This window comes from Bradyrhizobium iriomotense (assembly GCF_030160715.1).
In the GTDB taxonomy this organism is placed as follows: domain Bacteria; phylum Pseudomonadota; class Alphaproteobacteria; order Rhizobiales; family Xanthobacteraceae; genus Bradyrhizobium; species Bradyrhizobium iriomotense.
Window position 1 is genome coordinate 97,076 of record NZ_BSOW01000027.1, and the last position, 20,401, is coordinate 117,476.

9 protein-coding genes and 1 pseudogene are annotated in these 20,401 nt (G+C 58.0%); 3 read left to right on the plus strand and 7 right to left on the minus strand.

What is annotated here, in order from left to right; translation table 11 throughout:
• Nucleotides 1-19: 19 nt before the first annotated feature.
• Both QQL28_RS32120 and QQL28_RS32125 read right to left on the minus strand, forming a co-directional pair.
• On the minus strand, nt 20-175 hold the full coding sequence (locus QQL28_RS32120) for a hypothetical protein (RefSeq protein WP_284271977.1): 156 nt from the start codon (nt 173-175) through the stop codon (nt 20-22).
• Entirely contained in the window at nt 142-1,380 is a 1,239-nt protein-coding gene (locus QQL28_RS32125) for a condensation domain-containing protein (protein WP_284271980.1), read from the minus strand. Before QQL28_RS32125 ends, QQL28_RS32120 begins: the two co-directional genes overlap by 34 nt.
• 1,382 nt (nt 1,381-2,762) lie before the next feature.
• Between QQL28_RS32125 and QQL28_RS32130 the strand changes: the two genes are divergently transcribed.
• Nucleotides 2,763-4,490 carry an alpha,alpha-trehalose-phosphate synthase (UDP-forming) gene (locus QQL28_RS32130; RefSeq protein WP_284271982.1) on the plus strand — a complete coding sequence of 576 codons (1,728 nt, stop codon included), beginning with the start codon at nt 2,763-2,765 and terminating at the stop codon, nt 4,488-4,490.
• A gap of 438 nt (nt 4,491-4,928) precedes the next feature.
• Here QQL28_RS32130 and QQL28_RS32135 read toward each other — a convergent pair whose 3' ends face one another.
• Together QQL28_RS32135 and QQL28_RS32140 are read right to left on the minus strand one after the other, a co-directional pair.
• Complete coding sequence (locus QQL28_RS32135) at nt 4,929-5,675, minus strand: carbonic anhydrase (RefSeq protein WP_284271985.1); 747 nt, start codon at nt 5,673-5,675, stop codon at nt 4,929-4,931.
• 163 nt (nt 5,676-5,838) lie between these two features.
• Nucleotides 5,839-6,705: a radical SAM/SPASM domain-containing protein gene (locus tag QQL28_RS32140; RefSeq protein ID WP_284271987.1), complete on the minus strand. Its 867-nt coding sequence runs from the start codon at nt 6,703-6,705 to the stop codon at nt 5,839-5,841.
• A gap of 1,384 nt (nt 6,706-8,089) precedes the next feature.
• Between QQL28_RS32140 and QQL28_RS32145 the strand changes: the two genes are divergently transcribed.
• Entirely contained in the window at nt 8,090-8,653 is a 564-nt protein-coding gene (locus tag QQL28_RS32145) for a YopT-type cysteine protease domain-containing protein (protein WP_284271988.1), read from the plus strand.
• A 568-nt stretch (nt 8,654-9,221) separates the two neighbouring features.
• On the opposite strand, the pseudogene QQL28_RS46255 reads toward QQL28_RS32145, so the two are convergent.
• From QQL28_RS46255 to QQL28_RS32155, 3 genes and pseudogenes are all read right to left on the minus strand, one after another.
• Nucleotides 9,222-9,627, minus strand: a pseudogene (locus tag QQL28_RS46255) (transposase); the annotation flags it as partial.
• A gap of 190 nt (nt 9,628-9,817) precedes the next feature.
• The gene (gene xopAD / locus QQL28_RS32150; RefSeq protein WP_284271989.1) at nt 9,818-15,868 is read right to left on the minus strand and encodes a XopAD/skwp family type III secretion system effector; all 6,051 of its coding nucleotides are present in this window, start codon (nt 15,866-15,868) and stop codon (nt 9,818-9,820) included.
• 1,812 nt (nt 15,869-17,680) lie between these two features.
• Nucleotides 17,681-19,549 carry an HrpF/NolX family T3SS translocon protein gene (locus QQL28_RS32155; RefSeq protein ID WP_284271990.1) on the minus strand — a complete coding sequence of 623 codons (1,869 nt, stop codon included), beginning with the start codon at nt 19,547-19,549 and terminating at the stop codon, nt 17,681-17,683.
• A 630-nt stretch (nt 19,550-20,179) separates the two neighbouring features.
• Here QQL28_RS32155 and QQL28_RS32160 point away from each other — a divergent pair.
• Nucleotides 20,180-20,365, plus strand: coding sequence for a hypothetical protein (locus QQL28_RS32160; RefSeq protein WP_284271991.1), 186 nt, complete (start codon nt 20,180-20,182; stop codon nt 20,363-20,365).
• Nucleotides 20,366-20,401 lie beyond the last annotated feature (36 nt).

The following is a 20,401-nucleotide window of genomic DNA, read 5'->3' on the forward strand; positions in this document are numbered from 1 at the left end:
GAGCACGCCGCTAGCGAAATCAGTCGTCCACCATGACTGGCCGCGGCAATGCGCCGCTGATCCCGTTGGCCAGCGTGGCGACTTCGGCGAAATAGCGGTCCACCGCGCTGCGGGCGGTCGTCGTGCCGGGGTGACGGAAATTCAGGCAGATTCCTCGTGCGATCGGCTGACCCACACGTATACCTCCTGCGGGTCGCTGCAGCGGCTTATCAGAAATCTCGTTCGCCAGCGCGCCCAGCAATCCGACCCGGGCACCACCCGATCGTCCATATAGGAGACCACAAAGCGATCGCGCAGTGTCCTGCCTAGCACTTCCATTGCTTTGGAAAATGGCACCTGCGCGGTTCTTCTGGCCCGCTTCAGTTCGAGTCTGGCGGAACGCAGGAGATCTGGGAACGCGTCGGTCACTTTGAAGCTGACCGGGCTCATCCCGACATACCAGCCAACCGAGTTCTTCCACCGCGTGGCGCTTCGCGTGTGAAAGGGTGCGACGGAGTGGAATTTCTTTTGGTTGCCCAGCGTCTTCCCTGCCAAAGCCAGGCATGCAAACAAGCCGGCCGTTGTGTGTCCGCCCTGGGCGCGGCACGCCCGATCGAACCTCAGCGCGCTGTCCGCGTCAAATAGCCAGATCCGTCTGGTTTGCTGCAAGGCGTCGCCCGGTGCACCGAGTGGCACCGGAAAACCCGGCAGTTGACCGCCAGTGGCCGCAATCAGCTCGCGCCAGTGTTCGATTGCCGAATACCTGTCGGTCAGATCGCTCACACTGGCGCGCTCGGAGGCGGCATACTCCAGATAGCTGTGTGCCGGCGCCACTCGGGGGGCCACTCCATGAATCGCTGCGGAGTAGAGTTCCCAGATCTCGTAGGGTACCGAGGCCATTGAGTACGCGTCCGTGACTGAGTGGTCGGAGGCGACGATGAGAGTGGTGCATTCGGGCCGGCTGATTGTGACGAAGACATACGGCGGCCAGTTCAGCGGCTTTGTGTTGGCGTCGAACACTTCTTCTAGCATCCTGGCTAGTTCGCCGGGATCGGCGTAGTCACCGAGTTCGACTAGGTCGAGTGTTTCCGCGCCCGGGCCAACCGTCGCGAGATGGATTACCGAGCCATCCTTGGCGAAGCGGCAGCGTAGTGCCTCGTGCCGGTCGATCCAGCCAAGGATCGCCTTGCTCAGAGCTGTGGTATCGATCTCGCCCGACCATTCAAACGCAACGCCCAGCCAAGCCGGCTGGCTATTGTCGAAACGGCAAAGGTGCTCCTCCTGAACATAGGACGGCCGACGCGGATCGGGGCGCCAGCTGTCAATGCCGGGCACGCTGATGCGCCACAAGGTCAGTCGGCCCGGCCCCAGCTCGAGGTCCCCGAGCTCATTGATCTCCATATGCGCGACCTGCCAGCCTGTCTGTGGTCTCAGAGATGCGAGCTGTGGGTGCGGCGCAGAGGCGATCGCGAATTCGCAGCACGGAGGTCGCGCCCACCGCGCTGCTGGCCAGTCGCGCAGGCCGCAGGCCGCCGGCTACATCGCCAAGCAGCGCGCCTAGTGGCGCAAGGCCCCACGCGAGGCGTCGGATGCTCGCGTTGACGCGGCCCAGCACCCGAGGCAGGCCAGCGGCCGGCCGGCCATGGAAGCGGACCGAGTTGATTGCGAGCGAAGCAGGGAACGGCAGCCGGCCCAGGCGCCCGTACGCACTGGCGGTCAATCGGCCCCGCAAGCGATATTTGTGCGGCAAAATCACTGGGCGGCTCGAGTGAATCTGCGCCGGCCAGCTGGGCCACCCCCATCCGACGTTCGAACTCCTCGTAGTAGGGCGTAGGTCGGCGTAATCGATGGGCCAGGCCGGTCGATTCGGTCAGGGGCTACATGCGCTCGCGCGTTGAAGTCAGCGGTGCGATATCGGAAGGCGATCCCAGCGTACAATGTCATTCCACCGCCGAGCGCCGACACAGTCCACGGGCGCCCGAATGGCATGAATTTGCCGGTCGGAGAGCGCACGAGGGCGTCGTCGTCGATGCCATTTTGGACTGTCGCCAGCGAGGCGTCGGCGGCACGCATTCGGCCCGCTTCGAGGACGAGCACTTGGAAACCGTTTCGGGCGATCCCGTGGGCGACGATCGTGCCACTGGCACCGCTCCTAACCACACATACGTTAACGCTGTTGGACGTCATTGTCCTATTTGTGGCCAGGAGGTCGGCCATGTGTCCATCGCGACGTGCTCTTAAACGCGCGGGGCAAGATGGCTAATGAGAACTGTCAGTGCCAGTGTTGAACGTACGCCCAGTGAGACCGTCGCGAGCTACTTTGAAATACGTACAATATGACGCACCGTAAGATTCAAGTCCTTTGAGCGGGCTGTCGCATGAATACGTTTCAAGATCCGCTGAAGCAGCGAGACATGAAGGATAAGACCGGTATCCTCAAAGCATCTGGCGATATGTGTGGGTGGTGCAGTAGCCGAGCGTGCAACTTGTCGAGGAGAAGGGCGGTTCTTCTCCAATATCTCAGGCCACCATTCAGAGAGGCCAACTCTGGTTTCCAAAGCGCTTTCCTCTTCAGTCCGTCGTCCTAAGAACTTGTCATAGGACGACGCGACTGCCCTCGTGTCATCGAGGAGACGATAGAGCCTGCCACCGCTTCGAGCTTTTTCGTGCGGCCACCACTATTCGCAGTAAGTTTCGTCAGCTTTTCGAAAGGTCGAGCATCTAACATGAAAAGCAAGGAAGTCCCGAGCTCGTCGCTCTGATTGCTCAATCGGAGGTGCAGAGTGGATCCGTTTAATGTCGTGAAGGCTGTCTGTACAAGTTCGCCTGGCACATCGCGCGCCAGACCGGAACAGCTGAAGATGAGCCAAGCCGCTTTTGAGCATCACCTGAGCCAAGCAGCACAGGAGCGGTCAAGTAAAGCCGATGCAGAGCTTTTCCGTCATACTGTCTTTGCTCAGCACGAGGCGGGCATCGGCATGGTGTCTCAGCAGCCGGATGAGAAACTTGTTTTCGTTTCGAACCGTGTTTCAACCATCGATCCCAACAAACCCAAGACGGGTGGTCTTGCCGCGGCCCTTGAGCCCGTTGTTGAACGCTCTAACGCCGTTTGGATAGGGTCCTCGGGGACGCTAAGCGAGGGCAGTGAGCAGCTAAATGCTCCAGAGCCGCACGGCAGGGGTGAAGTTGTAAAGGTAGATCTACCGGCCGCTCACTATGATGGTTTCTATTATGGATTTGCAAATTCCACTCTGTGGCCGGCATTTCACTCGCGGACCGAGCGGATGTCTCCTGCTTCGGAGGAGCATTACAAAAGCTATTGCGAGATCAACCGCGCCATGGCGCGCGCGCTGTCACGGCTTAAGAACCGAGGCGCGATTTGGGTGCATGATTATCATTTTCTTCCTCTCGGCAATGAGCTGCGCGAGCTCTCGATTCAGCAACCGATAGGCTTTTTCCTGCATACGCCATGGCCGAAGCCTGATGTGATGGAGCAGGTACCTCATCATCGCGAACTAATGGAATCGATGCTGGCGTACGATCTAGTCGGCTTTCAGACCCGTTGGGATCTGGATAATTTCCTCTCTTGCCTGCGTTCGCATCTGGGACTGGAGAGCAACAGCGATTTTGTGATCTCGGATCGCGGCCTTACGCGGTGCCAAACCTTTCCGATCGGTATCGATCCCAAGCAGTTCGAAGAATATGCCGTGGAATCGCTCGCGACGCATCGACAGGAGATCTCGTCGATGCAAAACAAACTCGATGGCACGAAGCTAGCAATCGGCGTGGATCGCCTCGACTATACCAAGGGTATTGACAATCGGATCAAAGCTCTCGACCAGGTTTTGGCAGACAAGCCGCACAGCATCTCGCTGTTGCAGATTGGGACGTCTTCGCGCGCCGACATTCCAGCATACAGTGAATATCAGCGCGATATCGACAGCCTCGTCAGCGGCGTCAATCGTAGGCATGGAACGGTCGACGGATGGAAGCCAATTCTCTATGAGAAGGGTCATTTCTCGCAGATGCAACTCGCTGGCCTCTACCGCACAGCGGATGTTGGTCTGGTGACGCCGTGGCGTGACGGCATGAACCTGGTGGCGAAAGAATATGTTGCTGCGCAAGATTCGAACGACCCAGGCGTGCTGGTCTTATCGAAGTTCGCGGGGGCGGCAGAAGAACTCAACGAAAACGGGGCGCTGCTCGTGGATCCGGCCTCTCCTGACGACATCGCGACCGCGATTTTAACTGCAACAGACATGCCGCAAGAGGAGCGCATCGAACGCCGGCAGATGATGATGAATAAACTTGAGGCGTATACGATCCACGACTGGTCGAAGCACTTTCTTCGCGAGCTCGGCCACAGTCGGGTGGCCATGCCAGCGGATCAGTTCCGATATCTCGGCTTCGGTTGGATCAACGAGGCGCAAATGCCCACCTATGCGACCCCGGAGGAGTTGAATGTCGCGGTGAAGCATGTACAGGATCCGCGCTGGATCTTCCCTTCGTAGCGCGTGCGGACCAGAGGGGAGGCGGCCCCGAATGATCAACTAGGGGTCATTTCAGTAAGCCGTGTACCCGTAAACTCGGCGGTGTGATGCGACGAAGGCAATGCCCGCTTTTCCCCCGTAGCGACCAAATCCCTGCGGCAGCAAGCCTGTCGATCGGCCGGAGTAGGTGGTCGGCGGGATTTGCCTTTCGAGCGAGAACCCACAGAACAACGCAGCTTGTTCGACTTGCCGATGCCCTGTCATGATCCTTAGCCTTGCCAATTAGACAGACTGAATCGTTGTTTTCTCGGCGTCGCATCCGCCGTCCTTTTTCAACAGAATAGGCCAATAGCCGAAGTCAGCCTTCATTCCATTTCGCGCCAAACATGCCGTGATCTCGGAGCGAGCATTACGCGCGACATAAGCCAGCGCAAGCGCAGGTCTCTCTGAAGAGCCAGATCATCCTGACCCGGAACTTAAAATGAAGCGCCGGTCCCGCTTCTGGACGGGACGGGCATTCATGGGGAAGAGCTTGCCGAAGCCTGCGATGTCGGTCTCATCCACCTCAATTGGATTGGCCAGGACGATCCAATCGACCGTCTCACTACACGGCGGCGTCGTCAGTGATCCCGCATAGTGGTAATATGCTCGTTGCGCCGGCAACAGTTGGCTGGGGTCGATTGCTGGATCAGCAGGAACGGCTCGCCCCTCGTCTGACGGCATAGCCGCGACAATTTTTTTGAAGACTGCGTTCGGCTTTCCAGCGACCATAAGCACACCAACGACGGCCAGCCCGTCGGCATCGGCGTGAACGAAATGTGCTTCCATCGCGAAGCGCTTACCCTCGACAAGGTGCTCGCTCGGATGATGGAAGTGGAGCTGCTTCAGCGCATAGCCGCGGTCGCCCAAATGGAGCGTATCGCCTTCAGCATGATCAAGCTGAATGGTATGGCCATTGTTGACGATCCTATCCGGCCGCTTGGCCCAACTCATCTTGAGCGGCGGCTGCGGCGCAGTAATGGTGCCGGTTATATCGATGGGTGATTGCTGGCCGCCGATCGCGCACGCGGCGTCGGCGGCATTCAGACCGCCCCATTTGTCGGGCCCGGTCTCTCCCTCGTAACTCCAACGATGCTCCGCCGCGGACGCGCACAGGGGACACAGCGCGAAACCAGCGAAAAACCCTAGAGCTTGCCGACGATCCATGACTGTATCCCTGTGGTGCGGCCACGGTTCGGTGTTTCGATTATGAACAAAGTACTCGCGCGCCGCCGGAGCCCTTGATCAGATCAATAGTGAGCTCAGGCACGGTGCGCGCCCAGCTTTCGCGCGGTTCGTGCTGATGAGGAGGGCGTCAACCTCTCACAAATCAGCATGCCGACGCTACTGGTTGCGCGAATTCACAGGTCCGGCAAAGCAGAAAGCCGTCCCTTCCATTCATTCGATCGACAATTTCGCAAAACGTCGGTCCTTTGAAGAGATCTTGATATTCATCGCGAAGAAGATTGCCCAAGATGTGACGTCGCTCAAAATCCATGCAGCACAGCGTGACGTCGCCGTTTGGGAGAAGAACATTACGATGTTCTCGTTCGTCAGGACATTTTAATACTCCGACGATCGGCTGTCGTGCCTGAACGATCTTTGGATCGACGCTTCCACCCCTGCTGCTCAGCGGACGCGAGCGAACCAGCGCTTCCTCGGGGATTATCTCGACAAGCTCGGGATGGACTTCACCCATGACGACGAATAGCATTGATGAAATGCCTGCGTCGACCAATTGACGTAGCAATTCGACATATTTGCGCCTGACTAGGCGACTGTTCATGTAGGTGCCGTCATCAAAAACGTGCACCAGGAAAAGCCGGAATTTCAGCGCTTGCAAGCGTCGTAGATTCCGCTCTTTCATTCCTACGAGTGTCGTGGAGATCCGAATGCTATGGCCGGCTTCGTAAGCATGCTCAACCATTTCGGTGCAAGCCGGATTGAGCCAGGCCTCTGAGTACCCGGAAAAGCTGATATCGACAGCCTTTGGTACGCGCGCCAAACATTTCTTGAAATCTTCGAGACGAAGATGCTTTGCATGAGACACGACCCTTTGCCGCTCGGCAAATTTGTCCTGCGGACAATAAGAACATCCGACGACGCAGCCCGTTGTCGTAGTTATCTCCAAAACCCGTTCGCCGGGAGGGACCGCGCCGCCCAAGTCCTGTAAATTCGTCGAGTGTGAATCAACCATTTGCAGGGTTCTCCCGAATATCCGGCACAAAGAGCGTCCCCACGCAGCCGACTGGCGGCCTTCATGAGGGCTTGCTCATGCATGAACTCGGATGACTGGGCGATAAAGATGACATAGCTAGGGCTGAAACGCAGTTGGATCGAGGTTATCCCGCGTTGTAGGGCTTCTCCCGTTGCAACGAACTGAATTCCCGGCAGGAGTGCGATGCCGAAGTCAGTGCGCCGATGAGCAAACTGGTCGGGTATAGGCGAGTTCGGTAACCGCGGCGCAAGTCCGAGCGCCAGGGCATTGTCATTGTTCTCCCGACTCTTGCAACAGACATTGGCCATCCATTGGCGGCGGCGCATTGATGGGTTCAATACGGTTCCGAGGACCCAACCGGCGTCAGGCCGTTTGATGCGACCAGGACAGTACAATATGACGCTACGTACGATTCAAGCTCTCTTGAAAACGAGCGGAACGGAAAAAGCGCATGGTCAACTCACGCGAACTGCTTCGCCGTTGTGTGGCGCTCTATACCGATCAAGGCGTGTGCCTGATCACATGTTCTGGACTGAGCTCAAGCCTCGGTGCAGAACGAGACGATCCTTAACGTATGAAGAGTCATGCACAGGCTTTATCAGCCTGTCTCAATTGCGCAGCTCGCTCGTGTCGTTGGGTGCTCCTTCGTATCTTTCAGCTCCCACCAAATGCTCGCTGAGGAACGGCGAATATGCAAATCAGCACGACAAACGTGCTTTCTTTTTTCTTTCTTTTATCCATGATCCATCGCAAACCTGTTTTGCGGAGCCCGCATTGCCTGTCCTTGCAAGCACCTATTGAGGCTTGAGGGGGACGCCTGCACGCGCGGCCATCACCGCGGTCGTGCTCACGGCCGGAAAAGTTACCGTTCCCATCTTCGTCATGTTCCCTAAGCTAGGCAACGCCTGCCCGTCAGCTTCTCATCAGCTTGTCCCAATATCATTCACAGCAGGGCCCAAGCAGCCCGAACGCACCGCGAAGAGATCCACGTTGAAGAGAAGCGAGAATCGCCGTGTATAATCGAATCAGTGAATCCACACGTCCTAACCAAGCTCACGAGCCGAGCCAGTCGGTGGACAGCGACAGCTTTCGGCAAATACTTGCAGCCATGTCGTCCCGATCGGTGCTAGATCATCAGGCGAGTTCGCCTTCGGTGCTAACAGGGGCGAACTCGCTCGTTTCCCAGCCACCTAGCATTGAGTTTGAAAGGCTTTCACTTGGCAGAAGCAGGCAAAATCTGACGTCGCGAAGGAGGCTGCCACCTGGGGAGTTGCCCGACAAAATGGGGTGCTGCGTCAGCACGCCACAGACCACCGATCCTCACATTCCCAGTACATCCTCTCCGGCGAGGTGGAGCACCTCCTTGTTCGATTACAGGACAGCCGAATTGAATGACGCAAATGTAGACGGCATCTGCGTCGGGTTGACGGCGGAGTGGTTCTGCATTCTGAGCAGCAGCCCGTCGGAGCGAATGAGTGCGCTAACACCCGGATCACAAAGGCACGCCTCAGCGGCTGTGCGGCAGGAGCGGTATCAGGATCACAAGGATTACTTGCGAAGGGGGGGAGCAGGAGCTTCTCAGGCAGACCTTGAGGCACAAAACAGGGTGTTGCGGGAAGCAAACCTGGCGCCATCCGGAAAAGAGAAGGTATACAAATTCGGCGACTCTTCGAGCCTCTCGCGCATGGTGGGGAAAATCACCGACGACGGATCGAAATATTTGCTCAGTTTGTATTTCGCCGAAGGTGGCTCACACGTAGTTGCAACATCGGCGTTGAATGGAAGAACTACACTTTTCGATCCTAACTATGGAGAACTTACTGCTCATCCAGGGGAGATGGAAGGATTGTTGCAAAGCCTCGCCAATCGTTACAGGAACCCCAACGGGCAGACTTTGACGACAATTACCACACAAAAGATATACTGAGCCGGGCCTGCACTCGGCGGACGACTCGCGTTCTATGAAGGTCATCCATCCCACCGCGTGCAGCACAGAGCGGGGATCAGCTGGGTCGATTGAGAAAATAGAGGTTAGACCACCTCCGAATTAAGTTCGGAGGTGGCCTGTGGCCGCAGAGGGTCAAGCTAGAAAAGCTGATCGTCGAGTTCCAAAACAATGGGCCTGTCGAAGTCTGCCACATAGCCCTTGCAATTTGCATTGTGGCCGAGCCGAGAGCCGCTTCGAAGGCCCTGGCGCTATTCGATTGTCCAGAAATCTCGCGCTAGATCTTAAGAAAGACGAGCCGCAGCCAGATAGTTGGCTCGGCATTGATGACGGCATCGAGTCTTAACCGGAAGGAATGCTAACGCCGACAACCGGGCGGTGATGTCCTGTGGTCTACCGAGTTGCGAGGCTCCGAGCTAGCTAGCTTCATGGTGCGAGCTGAGCGGAGTGCGGACGAGCCGCCACCAGCCGAATGACCGAGGTTACCACAACTGCCGTCCCGCGGGACCTCGCCGGCCGGTCGAGCACCGGGCCAGAAAATCGGGGAAGATCACGCCTCGTTCGGCTGCCCTCGATCGAACGGCGTACCTTGGACCCAGATGCACTAAAAGAACTCTGGCGAACCTACGCGCAATAGCGACCTTTGCCTTCCCCGCGCCAATCCGCTTGGGAAGCCTCATTCTCCAGGCCTTAAGAGAAGAGCTTCTTTGTTCGATAGCCAGCCGTCGGCTCGAACAGGTACGTTCGGAAGCCTATTGCCCTAGCATGATACCCTGCCATTGATGTCCGTTTCACCGGATTGGGTGCACCCAGATATTAAGATCAAGATAGGCGATCTACAGTCGATGTCGATCGGAAGCGGGACGAGTGATCGATCGTATGACGGAAAGTCAACACCGTTCACCACGCCGATGCCATGATGGCATAAGGCGACGTGTTGTCTCATCTGACCACGCCTCTCGCAGCCCCTAGCGCCGAATAACGTCCAAGCGCGTCGTTTGGCAGGTGCCGTATCGTCAGTCGTGCAATTTTCTCATTGATACTCCCTTGAACTAAGGCACCTCGATATGCCGGCAAGCGGCATCAAAAGCGTGGCGCTTGCGATGTTCGATCCTTTTAAAAAAGAAGCCTGCGGCCTCCGGGCCGTCAAGCCCATGCCCCCATGGCGCCGCCCCTGATACCCGCTCCGGTCCCCCAATGGTGGATGTTTTGCACGCCATCGGGGATTGCGACCTCTTTGCAAATCTCACGCAGGCGCTGCAGGTTTTTATCCAGTGCATCGCCCCTGCCGGGCCGCAGCATGTTCTTGTAGGTGTCGTGATTGGCAAGCTTGGCCTTGTAGCTGTCCGGAGTATGGAATTCGATCTCGAAGCGGTAGTCGCGTTGAGTGGTGAGCACAGTCTTGATGCCGACAAAGGTCGGATTGCGCATCCTGAACCAGTTGGTTGTGCTGACCTCGGCGTAACCTTGCTCGTAGAAAGCCAGAATGGCCTTCTTGAAGGCGCGCGCAAAATCCTGGTCGGGGACCTCGAAGACGTGACGAACGGCATTGTTGATCAGCTGCGAGTTACCACCTGCGGTCATCCCGGTGAGCTGGTCTGTCATCGATTCTAGCGATCTCAAGCGGCGATCGAAATGGGGCATATTTATCTGGATATTCGCTTGCTTGAGAGCTTCGGCAACGCACAGTGTCGTTGTGGTGATTTCCTGCTCTTCGGCTTTAGCGCGAGACTTTTCAATCTTGGCGCGCTCCCCAGCGTCCTCACAGCTCAGCGGGACCCTCATGAGGGAATCCCCAGTTGTAGGCTGCCGCCGACGAGGTTCGGGCAGAATGCGGTTCTCCACGGCAAGCTTGATCGAGGTTTCCATGATTGAAGCCGCCAGCGTCGGATTGTCCTTCAGATCCTCCAAGGTCGCATCGACATCGAGCCTCCCCTGGTTGAGGGGCGCGGCGATACTCTTGAGGTAGGGCACGGACGAAAGGCCCGGCACCCGTTGCAGGAGGCGCTGAAGCTCACCGCTTTTCTTCATAAAGAGGCGAGCACCGGTGTCGGACTTATAGGCGTCGGTCCCAACCTTGACGCCAAGGCTCAGGAGGTTATTCGCGCTCTGGATCAAATCGTCCGGATTGTATCCATCTGGTCGGGGGTCGATGCGCGCAGGATAATGGTCGAGCAAGGCCTCGACGCGGTCGCGTGGTTGGGGAGAGGCCGAATAGTGTTGAGCCAGGTCCGGGAAAAACTCCCACAGCTGTGCGCTCAAGTCCCTATTTGCATAGCTCCCGCTTTCGACTGTTTCAGGCAGAACCTGCGCATCCGCCATCGCTGCCCAGGCCTCAAGGTCAGCAACGAGCAACTCGGCAACTTCACGGGCGAGCGGATGGACCGCGGCCTTTATATCAGCGCTCGCTCTCTCGAGCAGGCCTTGAATATCCTGACCACTCACCTGTTCCTGGTTCAATAGGTCACGGATATCTCGTCTGAGCTCATGGTGAACGCCCTCGTAAATGCCAAAGATAGCCCGCTCCGCAAACCAGCGCCGCGCTGGCTCGGATTGCGCCAGAAAGTCTCGCTGCAGGGAGCCATAAGTTCCAAGGACACCTAACGTGGCAGCGAGGATCTGGCGGGCACGACTGAATTGGTAACGCTCCTCCTCGATCGCCGGGGTATGCGACTTTGGCGGTTTGAGTGAGCGAAGTCCGTGAGCTTGCTCCTTTTGATCAAACTGGCGTACATGCTGATAAAGCTGCGGCCGGTCGCCGACAATAACGACGGTATCTCCATCGAAATCGCCGTCGAGCTTTTTTTGCTCGCTGGGCGGGACGGCGACCAACGACCCTGGAGCGAAGACCTCGGTCGCCTGGAGAATGCCGACGCAGTCGACCGGTGTGTCCACCTTTGCGCGGTCCTTGCCGTTGGTCCAGCTCGAATGGCACTTGACGTCCTCGGCAGACAGCACCAGTCCACGGTCGGCGTAGTTGGCCGGCCACATCTCGTCCGGCACCACAATCAGAATACCTTTGGCAAAGAGGCTATGATCCTTGGCCGCCAGTTTCTCTCCTGACTTTTGTGCGACATTAAAGCTATATTGGATGGCCACGCACTTATCGAGAAACATAGCGGTCGGATCGCCATCGCGTGCTGATTTGACTTGCTCGGGGAAAAACGGGCGCAGGTTCGGCTTGTCATAGGGGGCTCGTCCGATCAGCACGCCACCAGACAACGTGTCGCTCTTGAGTGTCGGCACATGGAGGGATCCATCACCGGACGGGACGGCGACGGCGCCGGGACCGTCAATGTGTCCGGCCGTCACAGTGCGAAACAGCTCTTCGGACGTCAGCTTTTTCTCTTGCCTGCTCTCAAGCCAGGCCTTGGCCTTCTCACGCGCCTCATCCGTCACCTGCTCGCTGCGCGGATAATGTTGCAACGCCGTGGCCGGCACGGACGATCTCCTTCCCTCACCGAAGGCAAGCACCCGATCTGGACCTTCCTGGTGGCCAGCCCGGAGAACAGCTGGCATACGCTCGGCCAACGAGGCCTTGATGAAGCCGCAGCCATCATGCGGTCGCAAGGCAATCGGGCCTTCTGGCCCCGTCAGTTTGAAGGGATGCTCGTCGTTACCCGACCGGTCCGGCGCCAGCAACAACCTGAAAGCGCCCTCCAGGGCATAGTCGTGAGGACCCAGACCTTTGATCGACGGAGGCGCCGCAAAGCCTCTGCGCTGGGTATAGTAGTAGGCTTCTTTGAAGGGGGCCCATGCCCGCGAGAGCTGCTCGAAGTCCGTGCCCGGGGCAGTGTCGGCATACGGAATGGCCAATAGCTTGCCCCCGGAAGTTGTTGGCTGGTCGCCGGGAACACGGGCGGCGATCTCTGCAACCGTCGGTCTCGGCGCTTTTAACTTGCTTCCGCCGAACAGGTCCATGCGGTATGGCACACCATCGACGGTGAGCGTACGGGCCAACATGAAGGCGCTCGGCTTTCCCGGGAGCTGCACCGCGATCACTGGCACAGCTCCTGAGGTCAGGCGATGAAAAATCGAATATCGCGTCTCGGGCTCCGTGGCCACTCGCCGCCCCTGCATGTCCACGACAGGCAACTGCATCAGTCCCGCTTCACCCTGCGGTGGTCTGGGCTCGTGATCCATGGATTGCAACACCTGATGGACGTCGAAGACGGAGGCAGGACGTTGAGCCCGGATCGTCGCCTCATCCTGCGCCATGAACGCGTCCAGCGCATCAACCGGACTGTCCGCCTCGATCTGCGCGATCAGATTCCAGCTCATATTGGAAAGGTCGTTTGTGATGAGGGTACGCGCCTTGGCCAGAATCTTTCTGGATCCGTCCTGCAGCTCTTGCTGCCTCGCCTCCAAATCTTGCTTCTTGCCCTCGACATATGGCCGCCGGTAAAAATTCTCCAGGATCCCACGCGCCTTCAGTACTTGATAGACTGACAGAGCCGGGCAGCGGCTCGCGAATGGTCCGCGAGTCCGCCCAACGTTGCTTGCGTTGAGATGTGCCTCGATCTTGTGCTCGACAACTGGTTGGACGTCGTTCAGAAAGTTCAGGGCTTGCCTGCGGTGCCGGCGCAACTCGTTTCTTGGGCTGCGCGCCAGAGGCAGCAGAGCGGCGCAGAGATTGCCCATGGTTTCGAGATTGTTCTCGGGTGCAAAACCAGGGAGGCGTTGCAACTCGGTGAGCCGATGTAGCCCTGACGGTGCGAGCAAACCGAGGTCATCGAACAGCTTTGCCTTGGCCAAAACCTTCAAAATCGTGGTGATGTTTAGAACGTTCGTCTCCTCCAGCCGATCATTGGCATAGTGAAGGTAACGGGCGAGCTGATGCAGCCGATCCTGCAGCAGAGCCGCTTTGGCAATCTCCCCGCTGTCTTCTCCCTTCATGATACCCCGCCCCAGAGCATTGGCGATCATGCTGAGTTCAGGCATCGAGAACCCGCCAAATTGTCGATTTCCCCGACCAAGACCGCGCGCGATGTACACCAGGGCCTCGTAGCATGGCTCATCCGGCCACTTGCTGAAGCCGTTCAGCAGGTTCGCCAGTTCCTGGCCATCAAAGCTTGAGAGCCGGTCGACCCGGTGAGCGGGGCCAAGGATCCCAGTGGCTATCGCAACCGTGACTTCCCCGCAGTCCACTTCTTTGGGCCACTTGCTGAAACCGTTCACCAGGTTCGCCAATTCCTGGTTATTAAAGCTTGAGAGCCGGTCGGAGGCGAGAACCTTTTTGGCTATTGCGACCGTGGCTTGGCCACAAATCGTCTCTTCCGGCCACTTGCTGAAAGCGTTCACCAGGTTCGCCAAGTCCTGCTCATTAAAGCTGGAGAGCTGGTCGTTGCCGCAAATCTTATCGGCAATCGAGACTGTGGCTCGGCCACACGTCGGATCGTCCGGCCACTTGCTGAAGGCGATCACTAGTCGTGCCAAGTCCTGGTTTTCGAAGTTCGAGAGCCGGTCGGCACGTCGATCGGGGCCAAGGATCTCATTGGCGATCGCAACCGTGGCTTGGCCACAGGTTGGATCGTCCGACCACTTGCTGAAGCCGTTCCCAAGATTCGACATGTGCTGCGGAGTAAACTGAGAGAGGCTACCGCTCCGGCAGACTTCATCGGCGATCGCGGCTATGGCTTGGCCACAGGCCGAATTGTCCGGCCACTTGCTGAAGCCGTTCACCAGGCTCGCCAGCTCCTGCGGCGCAAAACCGGAGAATTGGTCGTTGGGATCGGCGCGGCGGCGAAGTATCTCATTGGCAATGGCGGCGGTGGCTTGGCCACAGGTCGCGCCCGGCCATTTGCTGAAAGCGTTGACCAGGTTCGCCAACTGCTGCGGAGTAAACTGAGAAAGCCGACCGCTCCGGTCGACTTCATCGGCGATCGCGACTGCGGCTTGGCCACAGGTCGGATCGTCCGGCCACTTACTGAGGCCATTCGCCAGGTTCGCTAACTCCTGCGGCGTAAAGCCAACGAATCGGCCATTGGAATTGGCGCGGCGGCGAAGGATCTCCCTGGCAATGGCGGCGGTCGCTTGGCCACAGGTTGTCGCGCCCGGCCACTTGCTAAAGCCGTTCACCAGGTTCGCCAACTCCTGGTTATTAAAGATTGAGAGCCGGTCGGCACGTCGATCGGGGCCAAGGATTTCATTGGCCATCGCGACTGTGGCTCGGCTACAGGTCGGATTGTCCGGCCACTTGCTGAAACCGTTTACCAGGTTTGCCATCTCTTGCGGACTAAGAGCAGAGAGCCGTTCGTTATCGCAGACCTGACGGGCGATTGCGGCTGTGGCTTGGCTACAGGCTTGCTCCTCTGGCCACTTGCTGAAAGCGTTCACGAGGTTTGCCAATCCCTGATTAATAAAACTTGAGAGGCGGTCGGCACGGTGAGCTGGCCCCAGGATCTCGTTGGCTATCGCGACTACGGCTTGGCCACAGCTCGTCTCTCCGGGCCACTTGCTGAAAGCGTTCGCCAGATTCGCCAATCCCTGGTTATTAAAACCCGAGAGGCGATCGGCACGGCGGGCGGGGCCGAGGATCTCATTGGCGATCGCGACCGTGGCTTGGCCACAGCTCGTCTCTCCCGGCCACTTGCTGAAGCCGTTCACCAGGTTCGCAAGACTCTGCGCATTAAAGTCAGAGAGCCGGTCGCGGCCGCCGACTTCCTTTGCAGCCGCGATGATGCCGTTGCAACAGTCCACCTCTTTCGGCCACTTGCTGAACCCGTTTACCATCAATGACAGATTTTGACTGTTCAGCTCCTGAAGTATCCAGCTTTCGTCGTGGGAAAATCTCGCGATTCTCTTCGTTGCATCGCGGCAGCTCGTCGAAGCTGGGTGACGACTGAAGGACAATGCCAAGAGCGAAAGCGCTTTCGGCTCGACTTTCTTGATGAGCCGATTATCAAGCCGCGACACCTGTTCTGCCACGGCCTCGCAGGCTTGCAGACCTGCTTGACCTCCAACCGGCTGGCTCAAGGCGTTGCATGTCGTCGCATACCCCCATGACTTCCCGCGGCGGACATCCTCCTCCCAGCCTGGCACGAACTCGTCCTTGAAATGGGTCGCAGCCTTTTGCAGGAAGGTTGCCAGTTCCGGCATCTTCAGCTGCTTGTGATGCCCCTGTTTTGTATGCTCCACAACAGCGGTTGAGAATTTAGAGATGTCATGGGCCCGACAGGCGCGGTCAATCGTTTCCATCGCCTTACGAAACCTTGGCTCGTCAAGCTGTGCGCGCCTATGTCGTTCAGAGTTTACACCATGCGCGCTAAAGCCGGCCGCCTCGTCGAGGCGCCCCTGCGCGCCGCCCAGGCCAGATCTGGGCTGGTTACCTCGCAAGAACGCGCCCGCGTGTGAGGACCCAGCCGCTCGATCGCCCCGCCAACGCTCGCCGCCAGAGCACACCGAGGTCGTTCCCGGATTTGCCTCTTCATGATCCGATCTATAAGACTGCTCCTCGACGCTTACAGACGCGACTTCGCCGCTGCGCGGCCTTCGTGGTCGAACGGGCACGGACGGAGTATGTCGTGGGGCCGCGTCCGGTTGCGAGCGCCCTTGTGCTTGATCCGTACGCAAGGCGTTACCAGGGAAACGCGAGGAGCTTGCGCCTCGATCTAGTGCGTCACGGTAAGATCTATAAGACCGCTCATCAAAGCTATCACCGATCAGGTGCTTGCCTGGTTCAGGCAGCAGAGATGCGTCGCAGGGACGGGGCGCACCTGTTTGCGAACTTCCGGATGCTCGATCGCCCCGCCAACGATCATCGCCGGAACGCGAGGAGCTTGCTTCCCGATGTGGTGCGCCGGACTCTTGAGGATCAAAGCGGACCCGCTGCACGATAGAGCTAAACGATTGGCCTCCTTCTCCCGGGGCACCAGCTGGTCCAGCGCGAACTCCTTCCGTGCCCTCGCTACCATCAGTTCCCGATCCAGAAGCCTCCGACCGCCCACGTCCGCTAATGTTCATAAAAGTCCATCTCCGATGTAGGCAACAATGTGATCGCTATGGTGGCTGAATCCCTGACCTGCTTTTTCAAAACGCATGAGCGTCTATGCAGCGCTTGGACAGATCATCACGGGCGGACAAATTTGGTCCTCGGATCAGGACCTCGCTCGGCCACGAAGCTTCTCATCTAGCGTCAGTTAACCATTTGGAGTTGCTGGCAGGTTGCATCAGTCATGACGAGGGCGGCCGCGATGTCGAGAAAGCAGGGCCTCGCGCAAATCGCGAACGAGCTGCTCGCGTCTGCCTTCTGGAAGGCGTTGTACACGTCCTGGCCCGACACGGTTCGGAGTGAATAGGGGCGGCGCTCGGATAGCGGTTGAGCAGACTGAGGCCTCTGAAAAGCCCAAGCGTAATGTCTGTCCAAGCACCAACTGGCGCTGGCCAGGGCGGCCGCAAGTGGGGTGAGCGCTTTGTCTGGAAATAGTATCCCAGACTTGTGCTGCAACCTTGCTGTTATTCTCGTTCATCACAGACCGCTTCTGTCCACCTCGAACTGCAGTCGTCCCGCCCTTTGTGTGGTCCCACTTTCGGTGGCACAATTGCTGCCATCTGCAACCGAGCTCACATCGCGCGCTCAATCTATCTTCGTCCATAGGCTGCATCAGAGATGTAGCTTTGAATCGATCCTTTCGCGCATGCGATTTTGCTATCGCCTAACGCGATGAGCCGATCCAGGTGCTCGAGCGCGTCACGCAACGATCCGCAACCAACCTGCAATGGCCTAGCACCACAACGCCCTGCTCGCAGTCTCGGCTAGCGCAAAGGCAAAGCGATCGGAAGCTGCATGCAGATTGCGTCAGCGTCAGGAGTTCACTCGCTTGCTTAAGAGTGCGCGGTTACGGCGCGCACTCTTCTACGTCGCTTATCAAGGGATGGCTTCGCGGTGGAGAGGCGGAGTCTAATCCGCGAGGTCCTCACCGTTGCGCCTTTGAATGTGGAGGAAAAATTTGCGCGACGGCGTCATTTCAAGAACAGACTCCAAGTCGGAGACTGCCCGCACAACTCGCCTCATGCCACATTCTGAGATGACTCCGTGGTGGCGTCCTTGCTCGGAACATCTGCATCTCGCGTGGGCTCGGTCTCAAGCTTTTCCTTCAGGTCGTTCAAATAGTTGTCCGCATAGGATTGCGCCTCCGAGATCGTCATATCGATCCCCCTCGTCGCAGCCTCTTCCAGCACTGTCTTTGCGAGACCCTCGCGTATCGCCAATTTGACCTCGGGCCCAGAGATACAACCAAGGGCCTGCGCCGCGAGATTGATGCCGGCTTCTGCCAGCGCCTTCTTCATATTGCCTCCGGTAATGGCCGTGTGCAGAATGTTCGCTGCTTGCGACTCGAGCTCGAGCCCCATCGATATGGCATCGGCCACTTCGCCCAGGACCGGAATGAAGCCGAGTAAGCCGACTGCCGTGGCCGCCACGTCAAGCACCTTCGTGCCTACCTTGAGCACGTCATCGACCACATGCATGAGGGCTCCGCCATTCTTCTTCGCAGACTTGATATCGGGTTGGTCGGCAACCCCGGTCATCATGTCCGCGACAGCGTCCTGGTCGGCGGCGGTCGTGGGGGCGTGGGTCTTTACCTGCTGAACGGTGCGATTCGCACCTGACATGTTGCTGTAGAAGTGCGTGAAGTCGTTGTTGCTGATATTACCGGAATCGACCGTATGCCCGCCGCCGAAGTCGAAGAACTTATGATGGGTCTTATAGCCCGTAATCGAATTGTTCAGCAAACCAAACAACAGCGGGTCCGAGAGCAGCTGTGACGCTGCTTGGCGTACGCTTGGATCGAGACTCTTGTCGTCGGCCATGCGCGCCAGCTTGTCGCGTGTCAGGTCACCGTCCCCGAAGAATGCGGACTGATTCTTGTTGATCGTGCCGAGCGTGTCGAGCTCGCTCTGCGTGAGATTCATGGACGATGAAGCGACTTGCAGAAAGTCCTCTTTGTGGACTTTATCAATCGCGCCGCCGTACAACCCCTTCCAGGCGTCCGCGTGGTCGAGGAAGTATTGTGCCGCCGCGATCACTTGGGGCGGACACTTGCCCGTTTGGGCCTTGCCGTCGACGATCTGCTTGAAATCGTCCAGGCTCAGAGACTTGGGCAGGTAGTCGGAATACCGGTAAAGCTCGCGCAATGCATCATTCAAGGTCATGACCGACGGTTGTCCATCTCCGGTACCATCGGATGGAATGTAGTTCTGCTCGTAGCTGTGCGCCTGCTGCTCCTGGAAATTAGCTACCTGCGAGTGACTGGCAGAGAACTCGGATAGATCATTCGCCTTGATCTTACCCCCGCAGCGGCCATCGCCTTGCGAGCCGATCGCATAGAAGAGCTCCGGGTCCTGTCGCAATTTGTTGATCGCCTCCTTCAGATCCGGTGGCGTCGAAGGATCGTTGGCCTTATCTGCCAGCGAATCCCAACTGAGCGGGCATTGATCCTTGTGCCGGTTCAGCACGGCCACGATCTGCAGCTCCTCATCGGTAAGCGTGCCGCCGTTCCACGTGATCCTCGAGCTTGGCACCGGCTCGGCCGCAGGTGGAGGAGGCGGCGCTGCTTCCTCGACGGGCGAGTTGGAGGACTCGTCCTGCGCGGATGCCTTTTCCTCATCGGATGCCTTTTCCTGCTCAAACGCCTTGTCCAATGCCTTAATTGTTGCCTTCAGATGCTCCGGCAGTTCGTCCGTCGAGTCCTGCGCCATCTGCAATTTTGACTGCCGCAGATCCGCTGGCGTCGAGGGATCCTCGGATTTGTCTTGCGGCGAATAAAGGGACACCGCTGCCTCGAAGAGCGAAGCATCGCTTTGCCGCGACGAAACTCCCGGAACAAGAACTTGAGTGTGATTCGAAGTGGCGGGTTGCGAGAAGTTGTTGAGTTGCATTGGAGTTCATTCCCAGGGCAGATAGAGACGGCATCGGCATCTTGAGATCAACGCTCTCATAGAGCAGCGAGCTTTCGAGAAGCTGACGAGTTTCAGAAGGATCTCGTTGAGCCAGCGACGCCCTCCTTGATTTCCTCGAGAGGGACGTGCGTGGTGCGCAATGTCATCTGATTCCGCGCAAGCGCGAATATGACGCTGTTCCGACGCGGTCTGTTGAAAGTATGGGACCTTTCCGATCAACCATCGCGAAAAGCCTCGTCGTGAGTTGCGCAACCATATCTCTACCGACTCTCTCGGCGAAATTTCTGAACAGCTAGTGACAGGATCTGCGATCCGTTGCCACGATCGAACGTCGGATCACGAGTGCGCCAACGTATGATGGATCAAGCGCCAGGATCATTTGGGGCGCCGGAGATGTTGTGGAGCTTAGATCTAGCGGCCATTAAAACTCGGGCGCTGACAGATCCGGCGTGGCGCGGCGCTCTTCGGCTCTCATTTCAGCGCCGATATTTGTCGCCGGGTTCCTTCTCGGACTCGTCAGCTTCTCGACAGCTAATGCCACTAGCCTAAGCGAGGTGGATCGCTCGTCGGCGATGCCACCTTTTTCGGAACTGAAGTGGGAAGCACCAGATGTCCGGCGCAATCGAAAGCGTGTCTCGCACCAATTTGGCGAGTGACGGTCCTCAATCTGCAGATCAGCGTCAACAATTAGAATCAGCGTTTGGTTCGGTTGTTGGGTTGGTTACGATCCAAATGATGGAGCGAAACATGGCGAATCTTCACGAAGCCGTGACTGAAACAGAAGAGGATGCCTGACGCCGAATAGTTCGACGTCAGGAGGAGAGTCGCCAT